Origin of the sequence: Bradyrhizobium liaoningense (assembly GCF_018130785.1) — a bacterium.
Lineage (GTDB): Bacteria > Pseudomonadota > Alphaproteobacteria > Rhizobiales > Xanthobacteraceae > Bradyrhizobium > Bradyrhizobium liaoningense_A.
Genome location: NZ_JAFCJT010000021.1, coordinates 64,772 through 83,211, shown reverse-complemented (window position 1 = coordinate 83,211; position 18,440 = coordinate 64,772). Strand labels below are relative to the sequence as shown.

At 64.2% G+C, this 18,440-nt stretch carries 20 protein-coding genes; 11 read left to right on the top strand and 9 right to left on the bottom strand.

Features of this window, described 5'->3' with window-relative positions:
- Positions 1-19 precede the first annotated feature (19 nt).
- Positions 20-814 carry a Crp/Fnr family transcriptional regulator gene (locus JQ627_RS30270; RefSeq protein WP_212488028.1) on the top strand — a complete coding sequence of 265 codons (795 nt, stop codon included), beginning with the start codon at positions 20-22 and terminating at the stop codon, positions 812-814.
- Positions 815-1,090: 276 nt separating this feature from the next.
- Here the strand turns inward: JQ627_RS30270 and JQ627_RS30265 are convergent, their stop codons facing one another.
- Both JQ627_RS30265 and JQ627_RS30260 read right to left on the bottom strand, forming a co-directional pair.
- Positions 1,091-1,576 carry a phasin gene (locus JQ627_RS30265; RefSeq protein WP_212488027.1) on the bottom strand — a complete coding sequence of 162 codons (486 nt, stop codon included), beginning with the start codon at positions 1,574-1,576 and terminating at the stop codon, positions 1,091-1,093.
- Between the two features lie 491 nt (positions 1,577-2,067).
- The gene (locus tag JQ627_RS30260) at positions 2,068-2,454 is read right to left on the bottom strand and encodes a hypothetical protein (protein WP_212488026.1); all 387 of its coding nucleotides are present in this window, start codon (positions 2,452-2,454) and stop codon (positions 2,068-2,070) included.
- A gap of 148 nt (positions 2,455-2,602) precedes the next feature.
- Here JQ627_RS30260 and JQ627_RS30255 point away from each other — a divergent pair, with 148 nt between their 5' ends.
- Together JQ627_RS30255 and JQ627_RS30250 are read left to right on the top strand one after the other, a co-directional pair.
- The gene (locus tag JQ627_RS30255; RefSeq protein WP_212488074.1) at positions 2,603-3,109 is read left to right on the top strand and encodes a GNAT family N-acetyltransferase; all 507 of its coding nucleotides are present in this window, start codon (positions 2,603-2,605) and stop codon (positions 3,107-3,109) included.
- A gap of 126 nt (positions 3,110-3,235) precedes the next feature.
- Positions 3,236-3,535 carry a hypothetical protein gene (locus JQ627_RS30250; protein ID WP_212488025.1) on the top strand — a complete coding sequence of 100 codons (300 nt, stop codon included), beginning with the start codon at positions 3,236-3,238 and terminating at the stop codon, positions 3,533-3,535.
- A 78-nt stretch (positions 3,536-3,613) separates the two neighbouring features.
- Here JQ627_RS30250 and JQ627_RS30245 read toward each other — a convergent pair whose 3' ends face one another.
- Complete coding sequence (locus JQ627_RS30245) at positions 3,614-5,563, bottom strand: DEAD/DEAH box helicase (RefSeq protein WP_212488024.1); 1,950 nt, start codon at positions 5,561-5,563, stop codon at positions 3,614-3,616.
- Between the two features lie 262 nt (positions 5,564-5,825).
- Between JQ627_RS30245 and JQ627_RS30240 the strand changes: the two genes are divergently transcribed.
- Complete coding sequence (locus JQ627_RS30240) at positions 5,826-6,566, top strand: metallophosphoesterase (RefSeq protein WP_212488023.1); 741 nt, start codon at positions 5,826-5,828, stop codon at positions 6,564-6,566.
- A 93-nt stretch (positions 6,567-6,659) separates the two neighbouring features.
- Positions 6,660-7,013, top strand: coding sequence for a cupin domain-containing protein (locus JQ627_RS30235; RefSeq protein WP_212488022.1), 354 nt, complete (start codon positions 6,660-6,662; stop codon positions 7,011-7,013).
- Positions 7,014-7,057: 44 nt separating this feature from the next.
- Here the strand turns inward: JQ627_RS30235 and JQ627_RS30230 are convergent, their stop codons facing one another.
- The 5 genes from JQ627_RS30230 to JQ627_RS30210 all read right to left on the bottom strand — a co-directional run bounded on the left by JQ627_RS30230 (position 7,058) and on the right by JQ627_RS30210 (position 10,580).
- Positions 7,058-7,570, bottom strand: a complete 513-nt coding sequence (locus JQ627_RS30230) for a hypothetical protein (RefSeq protein WP_212488021.1) — start codon at positions 7,568-7,570, stop codon at positions 7,058-7,060.
- 95 nt (positions 7,571-7,665) lie between these two features.
- Positions 7,666-8,082 carry a VOC family protein gene (locus JQ627_RS30225; RefSeq protein ID WP_212488020.1) on the bottom strand — a complete coding sequence of 139 codons (417 nt, stop codon included), beginning with the start codon at positions 8,080-8,082 and terminating at the stop codon, positions 7,666-7,668.
- 110 nt (positions 8,083-8,192) lie between these two features.
- Positions 8,193-8,675, bottom strand: a complete 483-nt coding sequence (locus tag JQ627_RS30220; protein ID WP_212488019.1) for a DUF5680 domain-containing protein — start codon at positions 8,673-8,675, stop codon at positions 8,193-8,195.
- A gap of 3 nt (positions 8,676-8,678) precedes the next feature.
- Positions 8,679-9,830, bottom strand: coding sequence for a zinc-binding dehydrogenase (locus JQ627_RS30215; RefSeq protein WP_212488018.1), 1,152 nt, complete (start codon positions 9,828-9,830; stop codon positions 8,679-8,681).
- Between the two features lie 123 nt (positions 9,831-9,953).
- Positions 9,954-10,580: a Clp protease N-terminal domain-containing protein gene (locus JQ627_RS30210; protein ID WP_212488017.1), complete on the bottom strand. Its 627-nt coding sequence runs from the start codon at positions 10,578-10,580 to the stop codon at positions 9,954-9,956.
- A gap of 303 nt (positions 10,581-10,883) precedes the next feature.
- Here JQ627_RS30210 and JQ627_RS30205 point away from each other — a divergent pair, with 303 nt between their 5' ends.
- The 6 genes from JQ627_RS30205 to JQ627_RS30180 all read left to right on the top strand — a co-directional run bounded on the left by JQ627_RS30205 (position 10,884) and on the right by JQ627_RS30180 (position 16,441).
- On the top strand, positions 10,884-11,363 hold the full coding sequence (locus tag JQ627_RS30205; RefSeq protein WP_212488016.1) for a GNAT family N-acetyltransferase: 480 nt from the start codon (positions 10,884-10,886) through the stop codon (positions 11,361-11,363).
- 91 nt (positions 11,364-11,454) lie between these two features.
- A complete protein-coding gene (locus JQ627_RS30200; protein WP_249143498.1) occupies positions 11,455-12,213 on the top strand; it encodes an alpha/beta fold hydrolase in 759 nt (252 codons plus the stop codon).
- 127 nt (positions 12,214-12,340) lie between these two features.
- Positions 12,341-13,588, top strand: a complete 1,248-nt coding sequence (locus tag JQ627_RS30195) for an MFS transporter (protein WP_283817146.1) — start codon at positions 12,341-12,343, stop codon at positions 13,586-13,588.
- A 51-nt stretch (positions 13,589-13,639) separates the two neighbouring features.
- Positions 13,640-14,806: a CynX/NimT family MFS transporter gene (locus tag JQ627_RS30190; protein ID WP_212488013.1), complete on the top strand. Its 1,167-nt coding sequence runs from the start codon at positions 13,640-13,642 to the stop codon at positions 14,804-14,806.
- 68 nt (positions 14,807-14,874) lie between these two features.
- Entirely contained in the window at positions 14,875-15,486 is a 612-nt protein-coding gene (locus tag JQ627_RS30185; RefSeq protein WP_057744308.1) for a PilZ domain-containing protein, read from the top strand.
- Between the two features lie 331 nt (positions 15,487-15,817).
- Positions 15,818-16,441 carry a transglutaminase-like cysteine peptidase gene (locus tag JQ627_RS30180; protein WP_212488012.1) on the top strand — a complete coding sequence of 208 codons (624 nt, stop codon included), beginning with the start codon at positions 15,818-15,820 and terminating at the stop codon, positions 16,439-16,441.
- Between the two features lie 138 nt (positions 16,442-16,579).
- Here the strand turns inward: JQ627_RS30180 and JQ627_RS30175 are convergent, their stop codons facing one another.
- Positions 16,580-18,349, bottom strand: coding sequence for a CYTH and CHAD domain-containing protein (locus JQ627_RS30175; protein WP_212488011.1), 1,770 nt, complete (start codon positions 18,347-18,349; stop codon positions 16,580-16,582).
- Between the last annotated feature and the right edge of the window lie 91 nt (positions 18,350-18,440).

Genomic DNA, 18,440 nt, shown 5'->3' with positions numbered 1-18,440 from the left:
CGTCGAGGGACGATCACCCGTGATGGAGCACGCGACCAGAGTTGGTAATCGCCTGTTAGCTGCTTTACCGCCGGCCGACTTCGCCTTGCTTGCACCGCATCTTCGGAAGGTACCGCTCCAGCACGACGCAGTCCTGGTTCGATCGGGCGACCGGATCGAGCACCTTTACTTCCCGTGCAGCGGCGTGATCGCCCTCATCATGGAGTTGCCGAACGGACAGACGGCCGCAACCGCCGTGGTCGGCAACGACGGCGTCGTCGGCCTCATGACGGCGCTCGGCCCCGTACGATCCCCCCTGACAGCGGTTGTCCGCGTTGCCGGGACTGCACTGCAGATCTCGCCCGCGCGATTTCACGCGACACTCGCACGCAGTCCGGCCCTCGCAAGCGCGGTTCAGATCGCCACCAGGGCGATGATGACGCAATTCCTGCACGTCGCGGCCTGCAATGCACTGCACTCCGTCGAAGCGCGCCTCGCCCGCTGGCTGCTGCACATTCACGATCGGACGGAGGGCGACAGTGACGTCCTGCCCTTGACGCAAGAGACGTTGTCGGAACTGCTCGGCGTCCGGCGGACCACGGTCACGCACGTCGTGAGCGCACTTCGCGCGTCAAGGGCGATCAGATCCAATCGACGCGGCCAACTCGAGATCGACAGGCGCCGGCTCGAGGTCGTCGCATGCGAATGCTACAAGGTGATGAGCCGCAGGATCGATCGGATCGTCTCGCAAGATGCCGTCAGGCTGCTTCACGCCGCGCCCGCGCGGAACGGCTGCCCGCCCCCGGCCTTCCCGTTCGCCAAGACCGATTCATAGACCCAGGCCTCTCTGGCGAACCACTCGTGCGTCGCCGCGCACATCCCGCAATATGTCCGCGAAAAGAACACTGTACTGGATCGAAATCTTTCGCGATCCATCTCGATGCCCGTCGAAATGGCGCGGCCCGTTTCCGGACATTTGATCATCAACATACCCATCCTGATTTCCTCCAGCTCGGCATCACCTCACGGCAAGGCACCGCCGCCATCGGCCGGACGGCGTCTCTTCTGACGAAGACGCTCGTCCAGCCGATCCACGCGGCCGGTATTCGATTCAAGCAGCCCTGTGCAGAACCCGGTTGAAGCCCTTTTTGATCGGCTCAGCCGTCTCGGTGGCGACCTTCTGGGCGAGGTCCCAAAGCTCCCGGTTTTGGCCAGACGCCGCTTCAAAGGTCCTGCGGCTGTGGGTGGTGGAGAGGCTCACGACATCCGCAAACGACCTCGCATCCGCAAGCTGGGACAGGAATTCCAGCGCGGAGCTGGTATTGAGGTTTGATATTTCGATGACCTTGGTGCCGTAATCGGCGGCACGCGTGGCATTGGTCGAACAGGCTTCGCGGAGAGCTTCGGTGATCTCCTCGGAAGCCGCCTTCATCTGCTCGAAATTTGCTTTGGCCCGCGCGGCGCCTTGCGCGGCAAGATCGCCGAAAATCGCCTGGATGTTGAAAAATGGCATGTCGAACCTGGGCTTTGCACCACTATCCGCCGTCCCACTCAGCGCAGCGATATTCGTCTCGGCTTTCGAATTGGCATCATTCATGGTCATTCATTCCCTCACGCGAAACCAGATAATGGATTGAAGACGTCCAGAAGCTCCCAGGTGCGTACCGCACCGGGAAACCAGTGCCCCTATTCTCAAACTGGAGGGATGCTGTTGCTGATGTGCCGCTCTGCCCCCCGCCGAAGCCAACTATGACGAACCAACATCAGGCTTTCCGTTCGCTTTCGGACTCTCGACTTGAATAAATTCGATTCAAGCGACGAAGCGCCACGGGCGAGCCTTTTACTTCTTTGAAGTTGTCGCAATGACGTCTGCCAACTTGAGATCACTCCGGCAGGCGGTACGGCCGGCGCCGGCGGCCTTCCTCCGGATGCCCGGCGACCGCGCGTTGATGGAGCCGCTCTGCAGCGCACCGCATTGAACGATACTTCGTATCGCCAACACGGCACTGCGCTGCGTCCGAGGCACGAGACCGGTGGCATCTCGTCGATTCCAGACACCACCTTGCATTCACGCGGCGGATTGTCCGCTCACGGCATCGCCAGATGCCAGGCGCCGTTCAGAAAGCCGTCGCCGGTGATGTCGCCGGGCTTCTGGTCCTTGGCGAAAGTGTAGAGCGGCTTGCCCTTGTAGGCCCACTGCCTGGTACCGTCGTCGCGCGTGATGACGGTGTAGCCGTCGGACGCGGCATCGCTCGCCTCGGCCTTCAACACCGGCCAGTTTGTCGCGCACGGGCCGTTGCAGGCCGACTTGCCGTCCGCATCCTTGTCGAAGGTGTAGAGCGTCATGCCCTTAGCGTCGGTGAGTACGTTGCCCTTGTCGGACTTGCCGGTCTTGGTCGGCGGCGCCGCGAAGGCAGCGGGGATGATGGCGAGCGATACGGCGAGCGTGAGCGCGAGGCGGATCGAGGACGTCATGGTATCTCCTGTCATGAAAATTGGCTTGCATGGGGTAGGACGCCGCGCAACGCTTCGTATTCCCGGGACGGCGGCCAAGATATTTTTCGCTGCGCGCATCGTCGCGACGGAATAAACTGGAATGCGTGAGACGGACCAACGAACCGACATGAGCAAGCCGCATTGGCGCCCCGCGCGCGCCTCCGACCTGGTCGCAATCAGCACGATCGCAGCGCAGATCCATCCTGATCTTCCTGAGAGCCCCGACGTGTTCGCAGAGAAGATGCGCCTCTATCCCGACGGCTGCCGTCTGCTCATCGCCGGCGAAGAGGTCGCCGGCTACGGACTCGCGCATCCGTGGAAGCAGCACCGGATTCCGCCGCTCAATGGCTTCCTGCAAAAATTGCCCGACGATGCGGATTGTCTCTACGTGCACGACGTTGCCGTGCTGCCCGATTTCCGCGGTGGCGCCGCGCGCGATTACATTACTGATATCGAAGAGCTGGCGCGCGCATCGCACATCACGACGCTTGCGCTGGTCTCGGTCTACGCCACACGGCCGTTGTGGGAACGTCTCGGCTTTCGGCCCGTCGCGGCCGATGCGGAAGCGCGCGCAAAGCTCGCGTCTTACGGCGAAGGCGCGACCTACATGCTCCGCGACCTCGCTGCGACGTAACGTCCCCTTGCCGGCCGCCCCGGCTCACGCGGGCGTGAAGCCGCCCCCTCGAACCGGCTTCGATCAGCCCCCGCCGAAGGTGTGCGGGCCGTTCTGGTCTCGCCGAAACGAGACTGGAGAATTTCCTTGAAACTCACATTGTCGAAAGTTGCTTTCATTGCAGTCGTTGCCACGACCGCGTTCACCGCGACCAGCGCCAACGCGGCGCAGCACCGGACCTACGGCTGCGAATTCGCCTTCTTCGAGGGCTGTGGCGGCCTGATCGAAATGCCGAACCAGGGTGGCGGACGCCGCGTCGTTCGGCTCACCAACGATATCTCGCCCACCTACATGAGGCAGACCGACCCCCGCTACAATTCGGCGCTGCGTAATGCCGGCGGTGGTGGAGGTGGCGGCGGCGGTGGCGGTGGTGGCGGTGGCCGCTGAGCTCACACCTGACTTCTGGGATGATGCCGCCGGTGCAATCCGGCGGCATCATTCCTGCTGACGTTGAACGGCGCCAGTTCAGCCACGATGCTTTTTCTTCTTCGGCTTCTTGCCCGGCGCGCCCTTCACGGGCCACGGCGTGACCGACGGCTCTGCGTGGCCCGGCTTGTTCTTGTGCTTCTTTTTCTTTCCGAAGGACGGAGCATCTTCAAATTTCGGCCTGCGGTCGCCGTGTCCCTTGTCCCGCGGCTTGAATCCAGCTGCGTCGCGCGGACGATCGTCGCGACGTTCACGATGATCGCTGTCGTCTCTCTCGCGCCGCGGCGGATGTGACCTCTCTTCCGACATTGCCTGCCGCTGCGGTGCATCCGTCATCGGATCGATGCGGATGCTGTCTTCCTTGTCCGGACGCTTGACCTTGGCGGCAAAGGACTCCGCAACCCGCTCCGAAATCTCGAACTCGGTGGTGGTGTCCATGATCTTGATGGCGCCGATGTCGCGCTTGTCGATGCCGCCGCGGCGGCAGATCATCGGCAGCAGCCAGCGCGCCTCCGCATTCTTGCGGCGTCCGATCGCCGCGCGGAACCAGACGGTGGCCTCCGCCATGCCGTGACGCGACGACGATTTTTCGGATTTGGATCGAGGCCTGGCGGGACGATCGTCGCCCCTGTCCTGGAATTTGTCGCGACCGCGATCGTCGCGCGGCCGGCCAGCTCGCTCGCCGGGATCGATGATATCTTCGGGCGACGGCAGCCGCGCGCGATAGAGCCGAGCGAGTGCGGCTGCGATATCCTCGGCCGACCGCTCGGCCAGCAATGCCTGCGCCAGCACCAGATCGTCGGCGGTCGTCTCTTCGGTGAACAACACGTCCTTCATGCGCTCATGATCGAGCTTGCGGATTTCTTCGGCCTGCGGCGCCGTGCCCCAGACAGCGTCGATGCCCGAGAGATTGAGCAGCAGCTCCGCGCGCCGCCGCCGTGCGGGCGGCACCAGCAGGACGCTTGTCCCCTTTCGGCCCGCACGACCGGTGCGGCCCGAGCGATGCTGCATGACCTCGGCGTCGTTGGGCAGATCGGCATGAATGACGAGGTCGAGGCTCGGCAGATCGATGCCGCGCGCGGCAACGTCGGTCGCGACGCAGACGCGGGCGCGCCCGTCCCGGAGCGACTGCAGCGCCATGGTGCGTTCGTTCTGGGTCAATTCGCCCGACAAAGCGACGACAGAGAAGCCGCGCTCCAGCAGCGCCGCCTGCAAATGCCTGACGTGATCGCGCGTGCTGCAGAACACGAGAGCGCTCGGCGCCTCGTAGAAGCGCAGCACGTTGACGACCGCATGCTCGGCATCGGCGGGCGCGATCCGGATCGCGCGGTACTCGATGTCGGCGTGACCGCCCTCGTCGCCCGCGACCTCGATGCGGAACGCCTGCTGCTGATATTGCTTGGCCAGCGCGACGATGCCGCGCGGAAAGGTCGCCGAGAACAGCAGGGTGCGGCGTGTCTCCGGCGTGGTCTCGAGGATGAACTCCATGTCCTCGCGAAAGCCGAGATTGAGCATCTCGTCGGCCTCGTCGAGGACGACCACCTTCAATTCCGAAATGTCGAGACGGCCGCGGCGCAAATGGTCGCACAACCGGCCGGGCGTGCCGACGACGATGTGAGCGCCGGCGGCAAGCTCGCGCTGCTCGCGGCGCGGATCCATGCCACCGACGCAGGAGACGACCCGCCCGCCCGTGTGCCCGTACAGCCATGCCAGTTCGCGTTGAACCTGAAGCGCGAGCTCGCGGGTCGGCGCCACGATCAGGGCGAGCGGCGCACCCGCCTGCTCGAACCGCTCGGCTTCACCAAGCAGATCCCTGGCCATGGCCAACCCATAAGCAAGGGTCTTGCCGGAGCCGGTCTGGGCCGAAACCAGGAGGTCGCGGTCGGCTGCTTCGTCCGCGAGCACGGCGAGCTGGACGGGGGTGGGTGAATCATAGTTCCGCTCGGCCAAAGCGCGGGCGAGCGGCGGGGTCAGGGCCGGAAAAGACACGGGATGGAGAACCTTGGTTAATGTCAGGCGCGGAACGGTGAACCGGCGGACCTGAGTTGCGTGCGCGGCAAACGGCCCGGCCGCACGCCGGATGTGATCAGGGCGCTCTTTACGCCAAGTGCTCTGAAATCACCATGCCTATGATGCATGGCTTGGCAGAAAGCACCGCGCCTGAAGGTTGCAGCGGATTTTTGCGGCCACCTCAATTAACCTCGGCACAATTGGGCCAGGTCTCAGGCCGAGGTGGAGTGGGAGCACAACGATGCGACTGGCAGTCATTTCCGACGTTCACGGCAACCTTGCTGCTTTGGAGGCTGTGCTGGCCGACATCAAGACGCGTGGCGTCGATAGCACCGTCAATCTGGGCGATTGCGTCACCAGCCCTTTGTGGCCGAGAGAAACTTTTGAAGCACTCCAATCGTTGTCGTTACCGACTGTACGTGGAAACCATGACCGCTGGATTGAGGAGTTTCCAGAGGACCGGCTTTCGTCGGCAGGTCGGTTTGCGCGCAACGCATTGACTGCGGAGCAACGTCTCGCACTCCACAGTTTGCCTGCGCAACTGCGGCTGGAAGACGGGATTTTGGCCTGCCACGGCACGCCCAGCGACGATACAACGTGCCTGATGGAAGAAGCGCTCGACGACCGCCGCTTTGTGCCGGCGCGCCGCGACGTGCTGGCAACGCGCCTCGCGAGTGAGCCGACGGCTCGCGTGATCCTGTGCGGTCACAGCCACCGCCAGGCGGTCGTTCACGGTCCGAACGAGTGTCTGGTTCTTAATCCCGGTAGTGTTGGTTGCCCGGTGTTCGCGGACATTCCTTTTGCCTCAAACCTGGAACACCGCTCGCCTCACGCTCGGTATGCGGTACTCACGAAACGAAAGAGAGGCTGGCAGGTCGAACTCTTGGCCCTGGATTATGACTGGGAGTCCGCGTCGGCGCGTGCACTCGCCAACAACCGTCCGGAATGGGCGCAGGCCTTGTTGTCTGGACATGTCGAATAGCCGGAGCCAGAACGACCGGTTGACGGATACAGCTCTTGCCGCGCCGACCGTCGGATCCCAAATCGAGCCTCACGAGACAGCAACGGGTGAAACATGGCCGACAGCATATCGCTTGCCGACAAACTCGCGACCTTTCAAGACTATTGGTCGCCGCGCACGGTCACGACCTTCAACGATTGCGACGTGATGGTGGTGAAGGTGAAGGGCGAGTTCACCTGGCACAAGCATGACGACACCGACGATTTCTTTCTCGTCCTGAAAGGCAGTCTCGACATCGAATTGCGGGACCGGACGGTGACGCTCGGCCCGCGCGAACTCTATGTCGTGCCCAAAGGGGTCGAGCATCGCCCGGTGGCACGCGAGGAGGTTCACCTCCTGCTCATCGAGCCCACCGGCACGCCGAACACGGGCGACAAGGCCACCGCCGCAGCACGCAAGCTCGCATAGAGGACAACGCCTCCGGCGCGACCCTCGTCCTTCCCGGCGCGACCCTAGTCCTTGGAGGCTGCCAGCTTGGTGAAGCCGCCGACCAGCCTTGCTCTCGCCCGTACAACAGTGTCCCGCGCCGCGCGGCTCAGGGCGCGGATGGCGCGCCAGGCTTCCGTTGCCTGCAGCCACGCCTTCACCTCGGAGAACTTGCCGTACGCCCAGGCGAACGCCGGAATCCGCATCAGCTTGTCGCGCGTGAGATGGAACAGGCGTTCGACCAGCACGAGCTTGAGCAATTCGCCGACGACGAAAGTCACGGCGGCGCTCACGACCTGACCCGTTGCGGCGAGGTAGGCCGCCACCGGCTTGATCGGCTCCAGAATGATCACGGGCACGGAAAACAGGGCGAGCGAGGGATAAGGGGGCAGCGACCTGATCCAGGCGCGCAACCACTTGAATTCGAAATGCCGCCCGATCCAGCGCGCTATTGGCCTGGCCACGGCCATGAAGACCGCATCCACCAGAAAGTAGATCGCCGCCAGGATGTAAGTAACGGGTTTCAGGATTCGCTTCACGATACCTCTCCCGTAAAGTGAAAGCCGGAACCTGGGCCTAAGTTTCACCTTAGCATGGATAGATCGGGGATTCCCGATGGAACTTTTTGGGCGCCTCAGATCTCGGCATAGACCTCCAGCAAATTGCCGTCGGGATCGCGAAAGAACAGGGTCCGATGCCCGAACGTTTGGTTCGTCGGCGGTGACAGCAGCGCCACGCCCTGCCGCACCAGTTCATCGGCACATTGATCGACCTCGGCCGCGGACACCTTGAAGGCCAGTTGCAGCGAGGCGCTGCCCGCCGGCGTCGGCACGTCGGCCGCGGTCCGGCTCGGTCGCGCCAGCGCCAGTGTATTGCCGCCCAGGCCGTACTCGATCCAGTTCGGCGAGAGCTCGCGCAGCAGCGGAAAGGCGAGAACGTCCTCGTAGAACCGGCGCATCGCTGCCATGTCGCGCACGAAGATGACGGTGTAGTCGATCGCGCGGATAGCGCGGAATGGCGAGCGGGTGCGCGGGTCAGGTTCGTCGGTCATCGTGGCCCTCATTCCAAACTCAGGCTCGTAGCCCGCATCGAGCGAAACGGAATGCGGGACCGGCGGCCCCGAATTGCGCTGCGCTCCATCCGGGCTACAAGGTTCAAGGATTATCGCAGCAAACCACCGCTATAGCGCAGCTCGTACAGCAGCGCGCCATCATGCCGCGCGATCGTCTCGATGCCGTGGAAGCGATCGAGCGTACCTTCGACCTCGTTGCGGTAAGTCATGCCGCTCTGCTCGAACAGGCGCGGTCCCCGATAAGGCTCCTCGACGCTCACACCAAGCAGCGCCTGGCGCAGGAATTTGTAGATCTCGAGCAGCGTGGACTGATCCGCAATGTCCGCGCGGGCGCCGCCGCTGTAGCTCATCGACCAGATGACGCGGTCATCCCGCGACACGGTCTCTTGGCCAACGAAAAATCCCATCCCGAAATAGATATCGCGATAGGCATAAGGCGGCGCGCGATGCTCGAGCTGTTTTGAGCCGGCGAGCAGCGGCGCGGCCACGGTCGCGTCGTCGTCCAGCCCCGCATAGGTGCGCCGCTTGGCTTCGACCAGAAACGTTGCGAGATCGTGGGGGGCGGACGGCATCGGCTATTCCACAAGCTCCGGCCACGGCACGATGGTCGATTTCACCGTCTTCATCGCCATCGCGTCCTTGACCGCCTGCGCAACGCCCTCCTCCGTGAAGGGATAGATCGTCTGCATCTTCAGCCAGGGATATTTGCCAGCCGTGCGGTAGAGCATGTCGACGCCGAGCGGCAGATCGTTGCCGGTAAAACCCCAGGATCCCAGCACGTTGAGATCCTTGGTGCAGATGCGGTGCCAGGAGGTCTCGATCGAGCCGGCGTCGGTGAACTGGCCCATCTCGACATAGGTGCCGCCGTCGCGCAGCATCTCGATGCCCTCGGGGCCGGCGGTCGGATGACCCGAGCAATCCATCACGAGATCGGCGCCGAAGCCGCCGACGATCTCGCGCACACGGGCGATGCGGTCTTGCGGCAATTTGATCTCCTCGATGTTCACCGTCGTCTCCGCGCCGAACTCGCGCGCGAGCTTGAGGCGCGGCTCCTCCGGCGCGCCGACGCAGATCACGCGCCCTGCCCCCATCTCCTTTGCGGCCGCGACAGCGAGAATGCCGATCGGGCCCGAGCCCTGGATCACCACAGTATCGCCCCAACTGAAGCCGCCGGCGCGGCTGGCGCGGTTGAAGGCGCGGATACAGGACGTCAGCGGCTCCGACAGCGCGCCCAGCCGCAGCGACATGTCGTCGGGCAGCTTGTAGATCTTGGTGCCCGGCAGCATATCGAGATCGACATAGACATATTCGGCCCAGCCGCCCCACATGTGAGGCGCCTTGTCGAAGCCGAGATAGCGGCCGTAATAGACCGGCGTCAGGCACTTGTTGGCGGTCTGCGGATAGTGGATGCAGTAATAGCAGTGGCCGCAGGGCATCAGCCGCGGGATCATCACCTTCGAGCCGACCTTCAGCGGTTTGCTCATGAAATCCTCGGTAAACTCCTCGCCGCATTCGACGATGATTCCGCCGAGCTCGTGGCCCAGCGTGAACGGCCAGGGCAATGGCCTCGGCCAGTGACCTTTCAGGATATGCAGATCGGTGCCGCAGACACCGCAGGCGCCGACCTTGATCAGCGCGGCCTTCTTGCCGACCTTCGGCCATGGCACGGTCTTGATGACGGGCTCCGAGCCCGGCCCTGCGTGAGTGCAGACGCGGATCTGGTCCATTGCTGTTTCCTCGCTGCCCGTCTGTTATAATTGATGGTGCGGGCTCGGATCAGCCTATGACAGCCATGCGATCTTGGAAATACTCGAGCGCGCGCCTCAAGCGCCCGAGCAGGTCTGCTCCGCTCAATTTGCACGAGGAGGAACGCTCTCTAGACGTTCGCCGGTCATGCCCTGCTCGCTCAGGAGCCGGACCGCAGGACTTGCACTTTCACCGAACATGGTGGCCAGCACATCCAATCCGCTCGTTTCGCGTTTCAGGCCGCGTATCTGCGCACGATGCACCACGCGTCGAAACGCGACCGTCGGCGTCGTATCGCGCCCATCCTTGATCATCACCCAGGTGCTCAGCTTGTCGTCGATATAGGCGGTTGTGGTTCGCCTCAGGGCTTCGAGATCGACTTCGTTGGCCTTCATCACCCCTGAGGCATCCGGATCGTCCAGCAGCGCCAACAGGAGGTGTTCCAGCGTCGCGAACTCGTGCTTTCGCGCAGTGGCGTAGGTGATGGCCCTGTTCAGGGTCTGCTCAAGCTCGCGCGTAAATCCCGAAGGCCATTTGATACTTGCACGCGCCGCTGGCTCGGGCGCTGACGTTCCGCGTCGAATGGCGGCAGCAAGCGTGTTCCAGTCAGCCAAGCCAAACAACTCGGCGGTCAGTTCGAGGCTTTCGGCAACCGATATCTTGAGACCTTTGGAGACGAGGGAGGCGCGCAGCGTTTGCGCCATGGCTTTGGCATCGCGGAAGTCGCGCATGGCTTACTCCTTTGCTTGAACAATTCGGAAAAGCCAGTGCTTGCGTTGCTGGCCCGTTGTTCGGCAAAGGGGCCAAGACGATGCGTGCGATACGTTCACCATCCCGTAGAGGGTGCAAGCGGCAGGTCGTATCTACCGGAGAGAAAGGTGGCGTTCCGAACGCAAAGTGTCAATAGTGACGACACGAACAACCGCAAATAGTCTGTAAGATGCGCGGTCGTGCCAGGCGAACAGCCTCGTCGCGGGACCGCCGGCCCCGGATTTCGCAGCGCTCCATCCGGGCTACGAGCAAGGGCAACGCCGATGCTGCGTGACTATCAGCCGACGGATGCGGAAGCGATCGTGCGCGTCGCTCTCGCGGCTTTCGCGCAATTCGAGCAGGACTATTCCGACTGGCCACTATTCACGACCCATGTCGCAAAGATGCCGGAGCTTGCCAAAACCGGCGAGATCATCGTCGCCGAAGATGGCGGCCAGATCGTCGGCGCCGTCGCCTATGTCGGTCCGCAAGCACCGAAGGCGGCGTTCTTCGATCCGGCCTGGCCGGTGATCCGCATGCTGGTGGTCGATCCCGCCGCGCGCGGCAAGGGCATCGGCCGGCAATTGACCGAAGAATGCCTGCGCCGCGCCGAGCGCGACCGGTCTCCGGCCATTGCCCTGCATACGACGCCGATCATGACGGTCGCGCTGCCGATGTATCTGCGGATGGGGTTTACCAGGGTTCGCGAGGCGCCGGATATTTTGGGCGTGCCGTATGCGGTGTACGTCAAGACGCTGGGGTAAGATGGCGGCGGCGTTGATTCTTTGACAGTCGTTGCGAATGACAAACTGGACGAGCCGAACCTGCGCGGCAAATGGCATCGACATCCATTATTTGCGGACCGGGGACGACAAGCCTGCGCTCATTGCGCTGCATGGTCTGACCGGAAGCGGCGCCTGCTGGACACCGTTGGCGCGCGCTCTCGAGGACGGCTACGACGTCATCATGCCCTCTGCGAGAGGACATGGCGCGTCGAGCGCACCGTCCGGCGGGTACCTGTACCGCGATCTCGCAGACGACGTCATCGGCCTCATTGACGCGCTCGGGCTGACTGCCCCGATCCTGCTCGGCCATTCCATGGGTGGCATGACCGCCGCCGTGGTTGCGAGCGAGATGGGCACGGCCATTCGCAGCGTTATCCTCGCCGATCCGACTTTCCTGGCACCGGAGCGCCAGCGCGAGGTTTACCGGAGCGACGTCGCCGAGCAGCATCGCCGGCTTCTCGCTCGGGACAGGGACGAGGCGCTGGCCGAGGCCCGGCGGCGGCATCCGCACCGCTCATCCGAATTGCTTGACCTGATCATCGATGCGCGGCTGCGGACGGAGATCAGCGCCTTCGAGGTGCTCACGCCGCCGAATCCGGATTATCGCGAGCTTGTCGAAGCCATTGCCGCCCCGGGCCTGCTTGTCATCGGAGACAATGGCGTTGTCTCGGTCGAAACGGCGCGGGAGCTGCAGGGGCTCAATCAGCACCTCCGCCATGAGGTCATCGCGAATACGGGCCATGGGTTGCCGTATGACAAGCCGGATGAGTTTGCTGCGGTGGTCAGGTCGTTTCTGGCGACGGAGATCGCGCGACGCGCTGCTTCGTAGCCCGCATGGAGCGCTGCGGAATACGGGGCCGGCGGTCCCGGATTGCGGGCTATGGACACACACCCAAGTGTCTTGAGCGGCCGGCGGCGAACGTGTAAGGCCCGAACAGTCCCACCCTGGTGATCGCTTGAACCCCCTGCCCCAAAATCCTGTTGTCGCGTCCGGATCGTTCGCGGCGATGAAGTCGGTGACGTACCGGCTCCAGTTCATCGCCTACGTGCTGGCGATGATGGCTGACAACATCGAGCATGTGATCAGCTATTGGGTGGTGTTCCAGAAATTCCATTCGCCGACGCTCGGCGGTTTTGCCGTGCTGTCGCACTGGCTGCCGTTCCTGCTGTTCTCGGTCGCGGTCGGCGGGCTCGCCGACCGCGTCGATCCGCGCCGCATCATCCAGTGCGGCATGCTGCTGTTCATCGCGGCCTCGGCCGGATGGGGCTTCTTCTTCATCACCGATACCATCCAGATGTGGCACGCGATGCTGCTGCTGGTGATCCACGGCTGCGCGGGCGTGCTGTGGCAGACGCCGAACGAGCTGCTGCTCTACGACCTGGTCGGCCCCGCCGATCTGCCGAGCGCGGTGCGGCTGAACGCGATGGCGCGCTATCTCGGCATTCTGGTTGGACCTGCGGTCGGCGGCGTCATCATGCTGACGCTCGGCACCTCGCACGGCATCATCTTCAACACGCTGTTCTACCTGCCGATGCTGCTGTGGCTGTTCTGGGCGCCGGTGCGCGACAAGAGTGTCGCGGTGCGGCGCTTCGCCGTGCGCGGCCTTGCCGACATCATGCTGACCATCCGCTCCATCGGGACCCAGCCGGTGCTGACCGCAATGACGTGGCTTGCCGGCCTCACCTCCTTCATGATCGGCAACGCCTATCACGCCCAGATGCCGGGCTTTGCCGGCGACCTCGGCCACGGCGATCCCGGCGTCTCCTACAGCGTGCTGCTCGCGGCTGACGCGGCCGGTGCGCTGCTCGCCGGCATCGCGCTGGAATCCTGGGGACGGCTGAAGGGCACGCCGCGCACCGCGATCGCGCTTGCGATGCTCTGGAGCGTGGCGCTGCTCGGCTTCGCCTCGGTGCGGATCTATCCGGTTGCGATCGTGCTGCTGTTCTTTGCGGGCTTTTTCGAGCTGTCGTTCAACACCATGGCGCAGGCGCTGGTGCAGTTGAACGCGCCGTCCGACATTCGCGGCCGGGTCGTCGGCCTCTACAACATGGCCGGCCTCGGGATGCGGGCCTTCAGCGGCATCACCGTCGGGGTGTTCGGCGCGGCGATCGGCATTCACTGGTCGCTCGGGCTCTCGGCCGCGGTGCTGCTGGCGCTGCTGTGTCTTCTCTACGGGCGCGCGACGCGGAAGACAGCCGGTTGACTCTCGTCCCTCCCCACCGCACCCTCAAGATGGGCCTGAGGAGATGAGGCGTTGCGCAATCGCTGGGGCATTCTTGCGATCCTGTTCGTCGTGCGCCTCACCATCGCGTTCCAGTTCCAGAGCGTGGCCGCGGTCGCGCCGCTGCTGCAACAGACTTTCGGCGTCGGGCTTGCCGACATCGGCATCCTGATCGGCCTCTATTTCACCCCCGGCATCGTGCTGGCGCTGCCGGGCGGCGCGATCGGCCGAAATCTTGGCGACAAGCCGACGACGATCGCGGCGCTGCTGCTGATGACGGCGGGCAGCCTCGTCATGGCCACAACCGATATCTGGGGCTGGCAGATGACCGGCCGGCTGGTCTCCGGCGCCGGCGGCGTGCTGCTGACGGTGCAGCTCACCAAGATGGGCACCGACTGGTTCGCGGGTAAGGAGATCGCAACCGCGATGGCGATCTTCGTCAACTCCTGGCCGGCCGGCGTTGCGATCTCGCTGCTGGTGCTGCCGGCGATCGGCACGGCCTATGGCGCAAGCGCGGTGTTCCTGGCGGCGGGCGCTCTCACGGCAGTCGGTATTGTGCTGATCACGCTCTATCAGTCGCCGCCGGGAGCCACGGTCAGCGCGGCCGGCCCGGGCCGGCTCGATCCTCTCGCGCTGTTGGCAGTGATCGTCGCGGGCCTGATCTGGGGACTCTTTAATGTCGGCTTCGCCATGATCTTCTCGTTCGGCCCCTCGCTGCTCGCCGAGCGCGGCTGGAGCATTGCGGCGGCGGGCTCCGCGATCAGCCTCGTGATGTGGCTGTCGGTGATCTCGGTGCCAGCAGGCGGCTATCTCGCCGACCGCTTCAAGCGGCCGCTCACGCTCGCGACCGCGGCTAGCCTCATCGTGGCCGCCCTGCTGGCCTGGTTGCCGCGATCGGATGCAGTGATCACGATCCTCGTCCTGATCGGCCTGATCGGCGGCCATCCGGCCGGCCCGATCATGAGCCTCGCCGCCCGCGTGCTCGCGCCGGAAACAAGGGCGATCGGCATGGGCGTGTTCTACACGCTCTTCTATGCTGCGATGATGCTGGGGCCGGCGGTGGCCGGCCGGCTGGCCAAATCGGCGGGGACTGCCGCGGTCGCGCTCGACCTCGGCGCGCTGACGGTGTTGGCCTGCCCGCCGCTGATGTGGCTTTTCGAGCGCATTGTGTCTGTCCGTAATCGACGCGCCCAATCCTAACGCGGCGTTAACCCTGTGCACCTTAGGGTCGTCGCGGACTCCGCCAGGCGGGGAGTCGGGTTGTGAAAATGGCGTTGGCGAACAAAAAATTTCTTCCGGCCGCCGAGGAACGTCGGCGTTTCCAGCGGGTGAAGGTTCACCTGCTCGGCCGCTACATGCTGCCTGATCGTCGTGAATTCCCCTGCCAGGTCATCAACATGTCGCCGGGCGGGCTGGCGCTGCTGGCGCCCGGCATCGGCAATGTCGGCGACCGCGTGGTCGCCTATCTCGACCATATCGGCCGTGTCGAGGGCAAGATCACCCGCATCATCGACAACGGCTTCGCCATGACGGTCGGTGCGACGCCCCGCAAGCGCGACAAGCTGGCGGCCCAGCTCACCTGGCTCGCCAACCGCGACATCCTCAACCTGCCGGAGGATCGCCGCCACGACCGTATCGTGCCACGCAACCCGATCGCGGTGCTGACGCTCGAGGACGGCACCAAGATGACCTGCCGCATCATCGACCTCTCGCTGTCGGGCGCGGCCATCGCCGCCGAGAACCGCCCGCCGCTGAAATCGACGGTTTTGCTCGGCCGCGTGCAGGGCCGCGTGGTCCGAAACCTCGAAGACGGCTTCGCGCTGGAGTTCATGCACGAGCAGCCGATCGAGACTCTCGAAGAGAGCGTTACTGCGCGGTAAAGCGCGACGACGCCAAAACCACTGTATTTCCAGCCTTGAAGGCGGCCTCCGCGATGCGGACGCCGCCTTTTTCATGCGTTGAGACCGGCCGCGCACGAGTTAACGCGCGGCCCGTTTGCGCGCGGAAACGGCGGTTCCGCCAGCGTTTCCACGTTAATCGATAAAGTTTGAATCAATTGCAGTAATCTCAAATTTTACTCGAATTTTCTTCAAGTATAGATCGAATTCGCCGCGACTTTTACTTGCATTCGTCTCGACTTGACTTGGCCGACTTAGCGCCAACTCAAAAGCTCCGTGCGAAATGTGGTCCCAACAAGAAACGGGGGCCGCAATGTTGGACTTCAGGGGACAGGGGAAGGGCTTGGCGCTGGCCGCCATGCTCTTCGGGATCGGCGCGACAGCGCAGGCCGGCGAAGGCCGTCTGCTCTACGCAAGCCTCGGCGACACCACGCGTGCGCCGATCGGCTGGGTCGAGTTCTGTGCGGATAACGCCGCCCAGTGCCAGGGCACGCCGACGCAACCGCGCGACATCGTGATGTCGCAGGCTGCATGGCGCGACCTCGTCAAGGTCAATCGCTGGGTCAACGAGACCGTCAAGCCTTTGACCGACCAGGAGCACTGGGGCGTGATCGAGAAGTGGTCGCTGCCGACTGACGGTTACGGCGACTGTGAAGACTACGTGCTGTTGAAGCGCAAGATGCTGATCGATGCCGGATGGCCGCGTGAGGCCCTGCTCATCACCGTCGTGCGGGACAAGAAGGGCGAAGGACACGCGGTGCTGACGGTGAAGACCGACAAGGGCGAGTTCGTTCTCGACAATCAGAACGAGAACGTCGTTGCCTGGACGGAGACCGGCTACCGCTTCGTCAAGCGCCAGTCACAGAGTGATCCCAACGTCTGGGTCTCGCTCGGCGACACCAAGCCGGCGGTCTCCACCGCCAGCGCCAAGAACTAGCAGTCAAGAACTAGCAGTCAGGAACACGAGTTACGCGACCCGGTCACATCCCCACCCCTCCCCGTCCCAGACCGGTTCGCGCGCGCCCAGCCATCCCCCAATGGCTGGGCGCAACCTTTTTGAAGACTCGAGAGCCGATCAATCCTGCTGGGCTTGCCGCGACCAGGGCACGCGCGCCGCGGTGAAATCGCGCCATGTGCCTTGCAAAGCGGGCTGCACGCCGACCGATGCGCGCGCCTGCCAGCCGGCAATGGCCGCGGCGGCGATGGCGCTGTCGGGCTCGGCGCCGAGCCCGTCGAGCAGCGATGCCGTGACGGCCATGTCGTTGAAGACCCCGAGCTCCTCCTGCAAGCCGGCGAGCCGGCGCGAGAATTTTCTCGCGGACTTGCGATCCGCGAACAGCGGCAGCAGGAACTCGCTGAGATAGCGCAGCCGCTTGGTCGCGAGCCGCACCCGGTGCAGACCCTCGGCGGGAAGCGACTTGAAGCGGCGGCCGCGCTTGAGCACCTTGGCGTATTGCTCCGACAAGATGCGCTGCGCGAAGTTGACGGCGGGTTCGGCGAGCTGGCCGAGATCTTCGGCGGCAACGTCGCTGCGCCAGCCGCGCGTCTCGATCCAGCCACCGAGGCCGATCAGGAACACGGCGCAGCGGCGATCGTCGAGTGCATCATGCGCCTTGCGATAGGCGTCCGACTGGCACCTGGTCGCGGCCCGGCCCAGCGCATCGAATCCGCCGACCGACGGACAGGCTTTTGCGATCGTCGGCAGGGTGTCGAGCTGGAACACGTCCCAGTCGCGCGCAGCGGACAGGTCTTGCGCCAGCCATTTGGCTTCCGACCGCAGCGCGTCGAGATTGCTGAGCGCGCCGACCGATCGCATCAGGTCGAGTGCCGATCGCAACCGGCGCAGCGAGACGCGAAGCTGGTGCACGCCTTCCGGATTGCGCCCGTCCTCGGCGGCCGGCAGCGACTGAAGCAGATGGAGGAAGCAGGACCGCAGGATCGTCGCGAAGGCCTCGTCGAGCGCAACCGACGCATCGAGGCGAAATTTTCGCGGGCGACCCACCGAGGGCGGCTTGTCGGCGGCGAGATCAAAGCCGCGTGCCGACTTGGTGCGGATCGACGGCTTCACCGCACCCTGCTCCGCAAGCCGCAACGCGATCTCGTAGATCGTGCTCGCGCTGCCGCTCTTCAGTTCAAGCTCGATCTCGCTCACCGGCAACGACCGATCGCCGGCCGTCAGCTCGCCCAAGTCGAAGGCGATCTCGACCGTGCCGGTCGGCAGGTCAATCATCCGCGCGTGACGATGGATGTCGGCGGTGAAGACGGCTTCGAGCGGATGCGCTTCGAGGTGACCGCGAAGCTTCTCCGGAATGAAGGGCATTGCCAGAGCGAGATCCGGCGCAAGCGACGGCACGCTCGCCTCCCACTCGCCGCGGCGGAGCGGATCGTCCACACTGTCCGTCTTCACCGTCTGCACGAAGCGCGCGCCGCTCTGGCGAACGCGCAGGCTGAGGCCATTGCGCCGAAGCAGACGCTCGGGCGTGTCGTAGTAGACCGACTTGAGATGCTTGCGCGAGCCCTTGTTGCGCGCATTGGCCGCGATGACAGGCGCGGCGTTGAACTCCGCCATGCGATCGGCATCGACGAGAAGCTTGAGCTCGATCTCACCGGCGGGACGCGCGGCAGCGGTCTGCTGGCCTGGCTCCGGTGCAGACGTCACATCTTGCGACGGCGTCTGATCCATCACAGCGCCCTCGACGATCGCGCCTTCCGCGCCGGGCTCGGCCCGTCCAACTTGCCAGAGGAAGCCGCCGACGACTTGCGTTCTCTTGTTGTCTTTGGGGACAGGATTCCCGTCCGGCGCGCTCACAGTTTTGCGAGCCGGCGTAGCGTCTGATTTTAGCATTTCCGGTGACATGACAATTCAATGACAGACCGCCACCATATAGCCGGTACGGCCTGGGAGGAATAGGAACGTTACGTCGCAACGCCTCATC

Excerpts from the sequence above, each read along its gene's own strand:
- JQ627_RS30255 (WP_212488074.1), top strand. The coding sequence starts at position 2,603 with ATGAGCAAGCCGCATTGGCGCCCCGCGCGCGCCTCCGACCTGGTCGCA.
- JQ627_RS30235 (WP_212488022.1), top strand. The coding sequence starts at position 6,660 with ATGGCCGACAGCATATCGCTTGCCGACAAACTCGCGACCTTTCAAGAC.
- JQ627_RS30180 (WP_212488012.1), top strand. The coding sequence starts at position 15,818 with ATGTTGGACTTCAGGGGACAGGGGAAGGGCTTGGCGCTGGCCGCCATG.
- JQ627_RS30225 (WP_212488020.1), bottom strand. The coding sequence starts at position 8,082 with ATGACCGACGAACCTGACCCGCGCACCCGCTCGCCATTCCGCGCTATC.
- JQ627_RS30220 (WP_212488019.1), bottom strand. The coding sequence starts at position 8,675 with ATGCCGTCCGCCCCCCACGATCTCGCAACGTTTCTGGTCGAAGCCAAG.
- JQ627_RS30205 (WP_212488016.1), top strand. The coding sequence starts at position 10,884 with ATGCTGCGTGACTATCAGCCGACGGATGCGGAAGCGATCGTGCGCGTC.
- JQ627_RS30210 (WP_212488017.1), bottom strand. The coding sequence starts at position 10,580 with ATGCGCGACTTCCGCGATGCCAAAGCCATGGCGCAAACGCTGCGCGCC.
- JQ627_RS30215 (WP_212488018.1), bottom strand. The coding sequence starts at position 9,830 with ATGGACCAGATCCGCGTCTGCACTCACGCAGGGCCGGGCTCGGAGCCC.
- JQ627_RS30240 (WP_212488023.1), top strand. The coding sequence starts at position 5,826 with ATGCGACTGGCAGTCATTTCCGACGTTCACGGCAACCTTGCTGCTTTG.
- JQ627_RS30265 (WP_212488027.1), bottom strand. The coding sequence starts at position 1,576 with ATGAATGATGCCAATTCGAAAGCCGAGACGAATATCGCTGCGCTGAGT.
- JQ627_RS30175 (WP_212488011.1), bottom strand. The coding sequence starts at position 18,349 with ATGCTAAAATCAGACGCTACGCCGGCTCGCAAAACTGTGAGCGCGCCG.
- JQ627_RS30260 (WP_212488026.1), bottom strand. The coding sequence starts at position 2,454 with ATGACGTCCTCGATCCGCCTCGCGCTCACGCTCGCCGTATCGCTCGCC.
- JQ627_RS30185 (WP_057744308.1), top strand. The coding sequence starts at position 14,875 with ATGGCGTTGGCGAACAAAAAATTTCTTCCGGCCGCCGAGGAACGTCGG.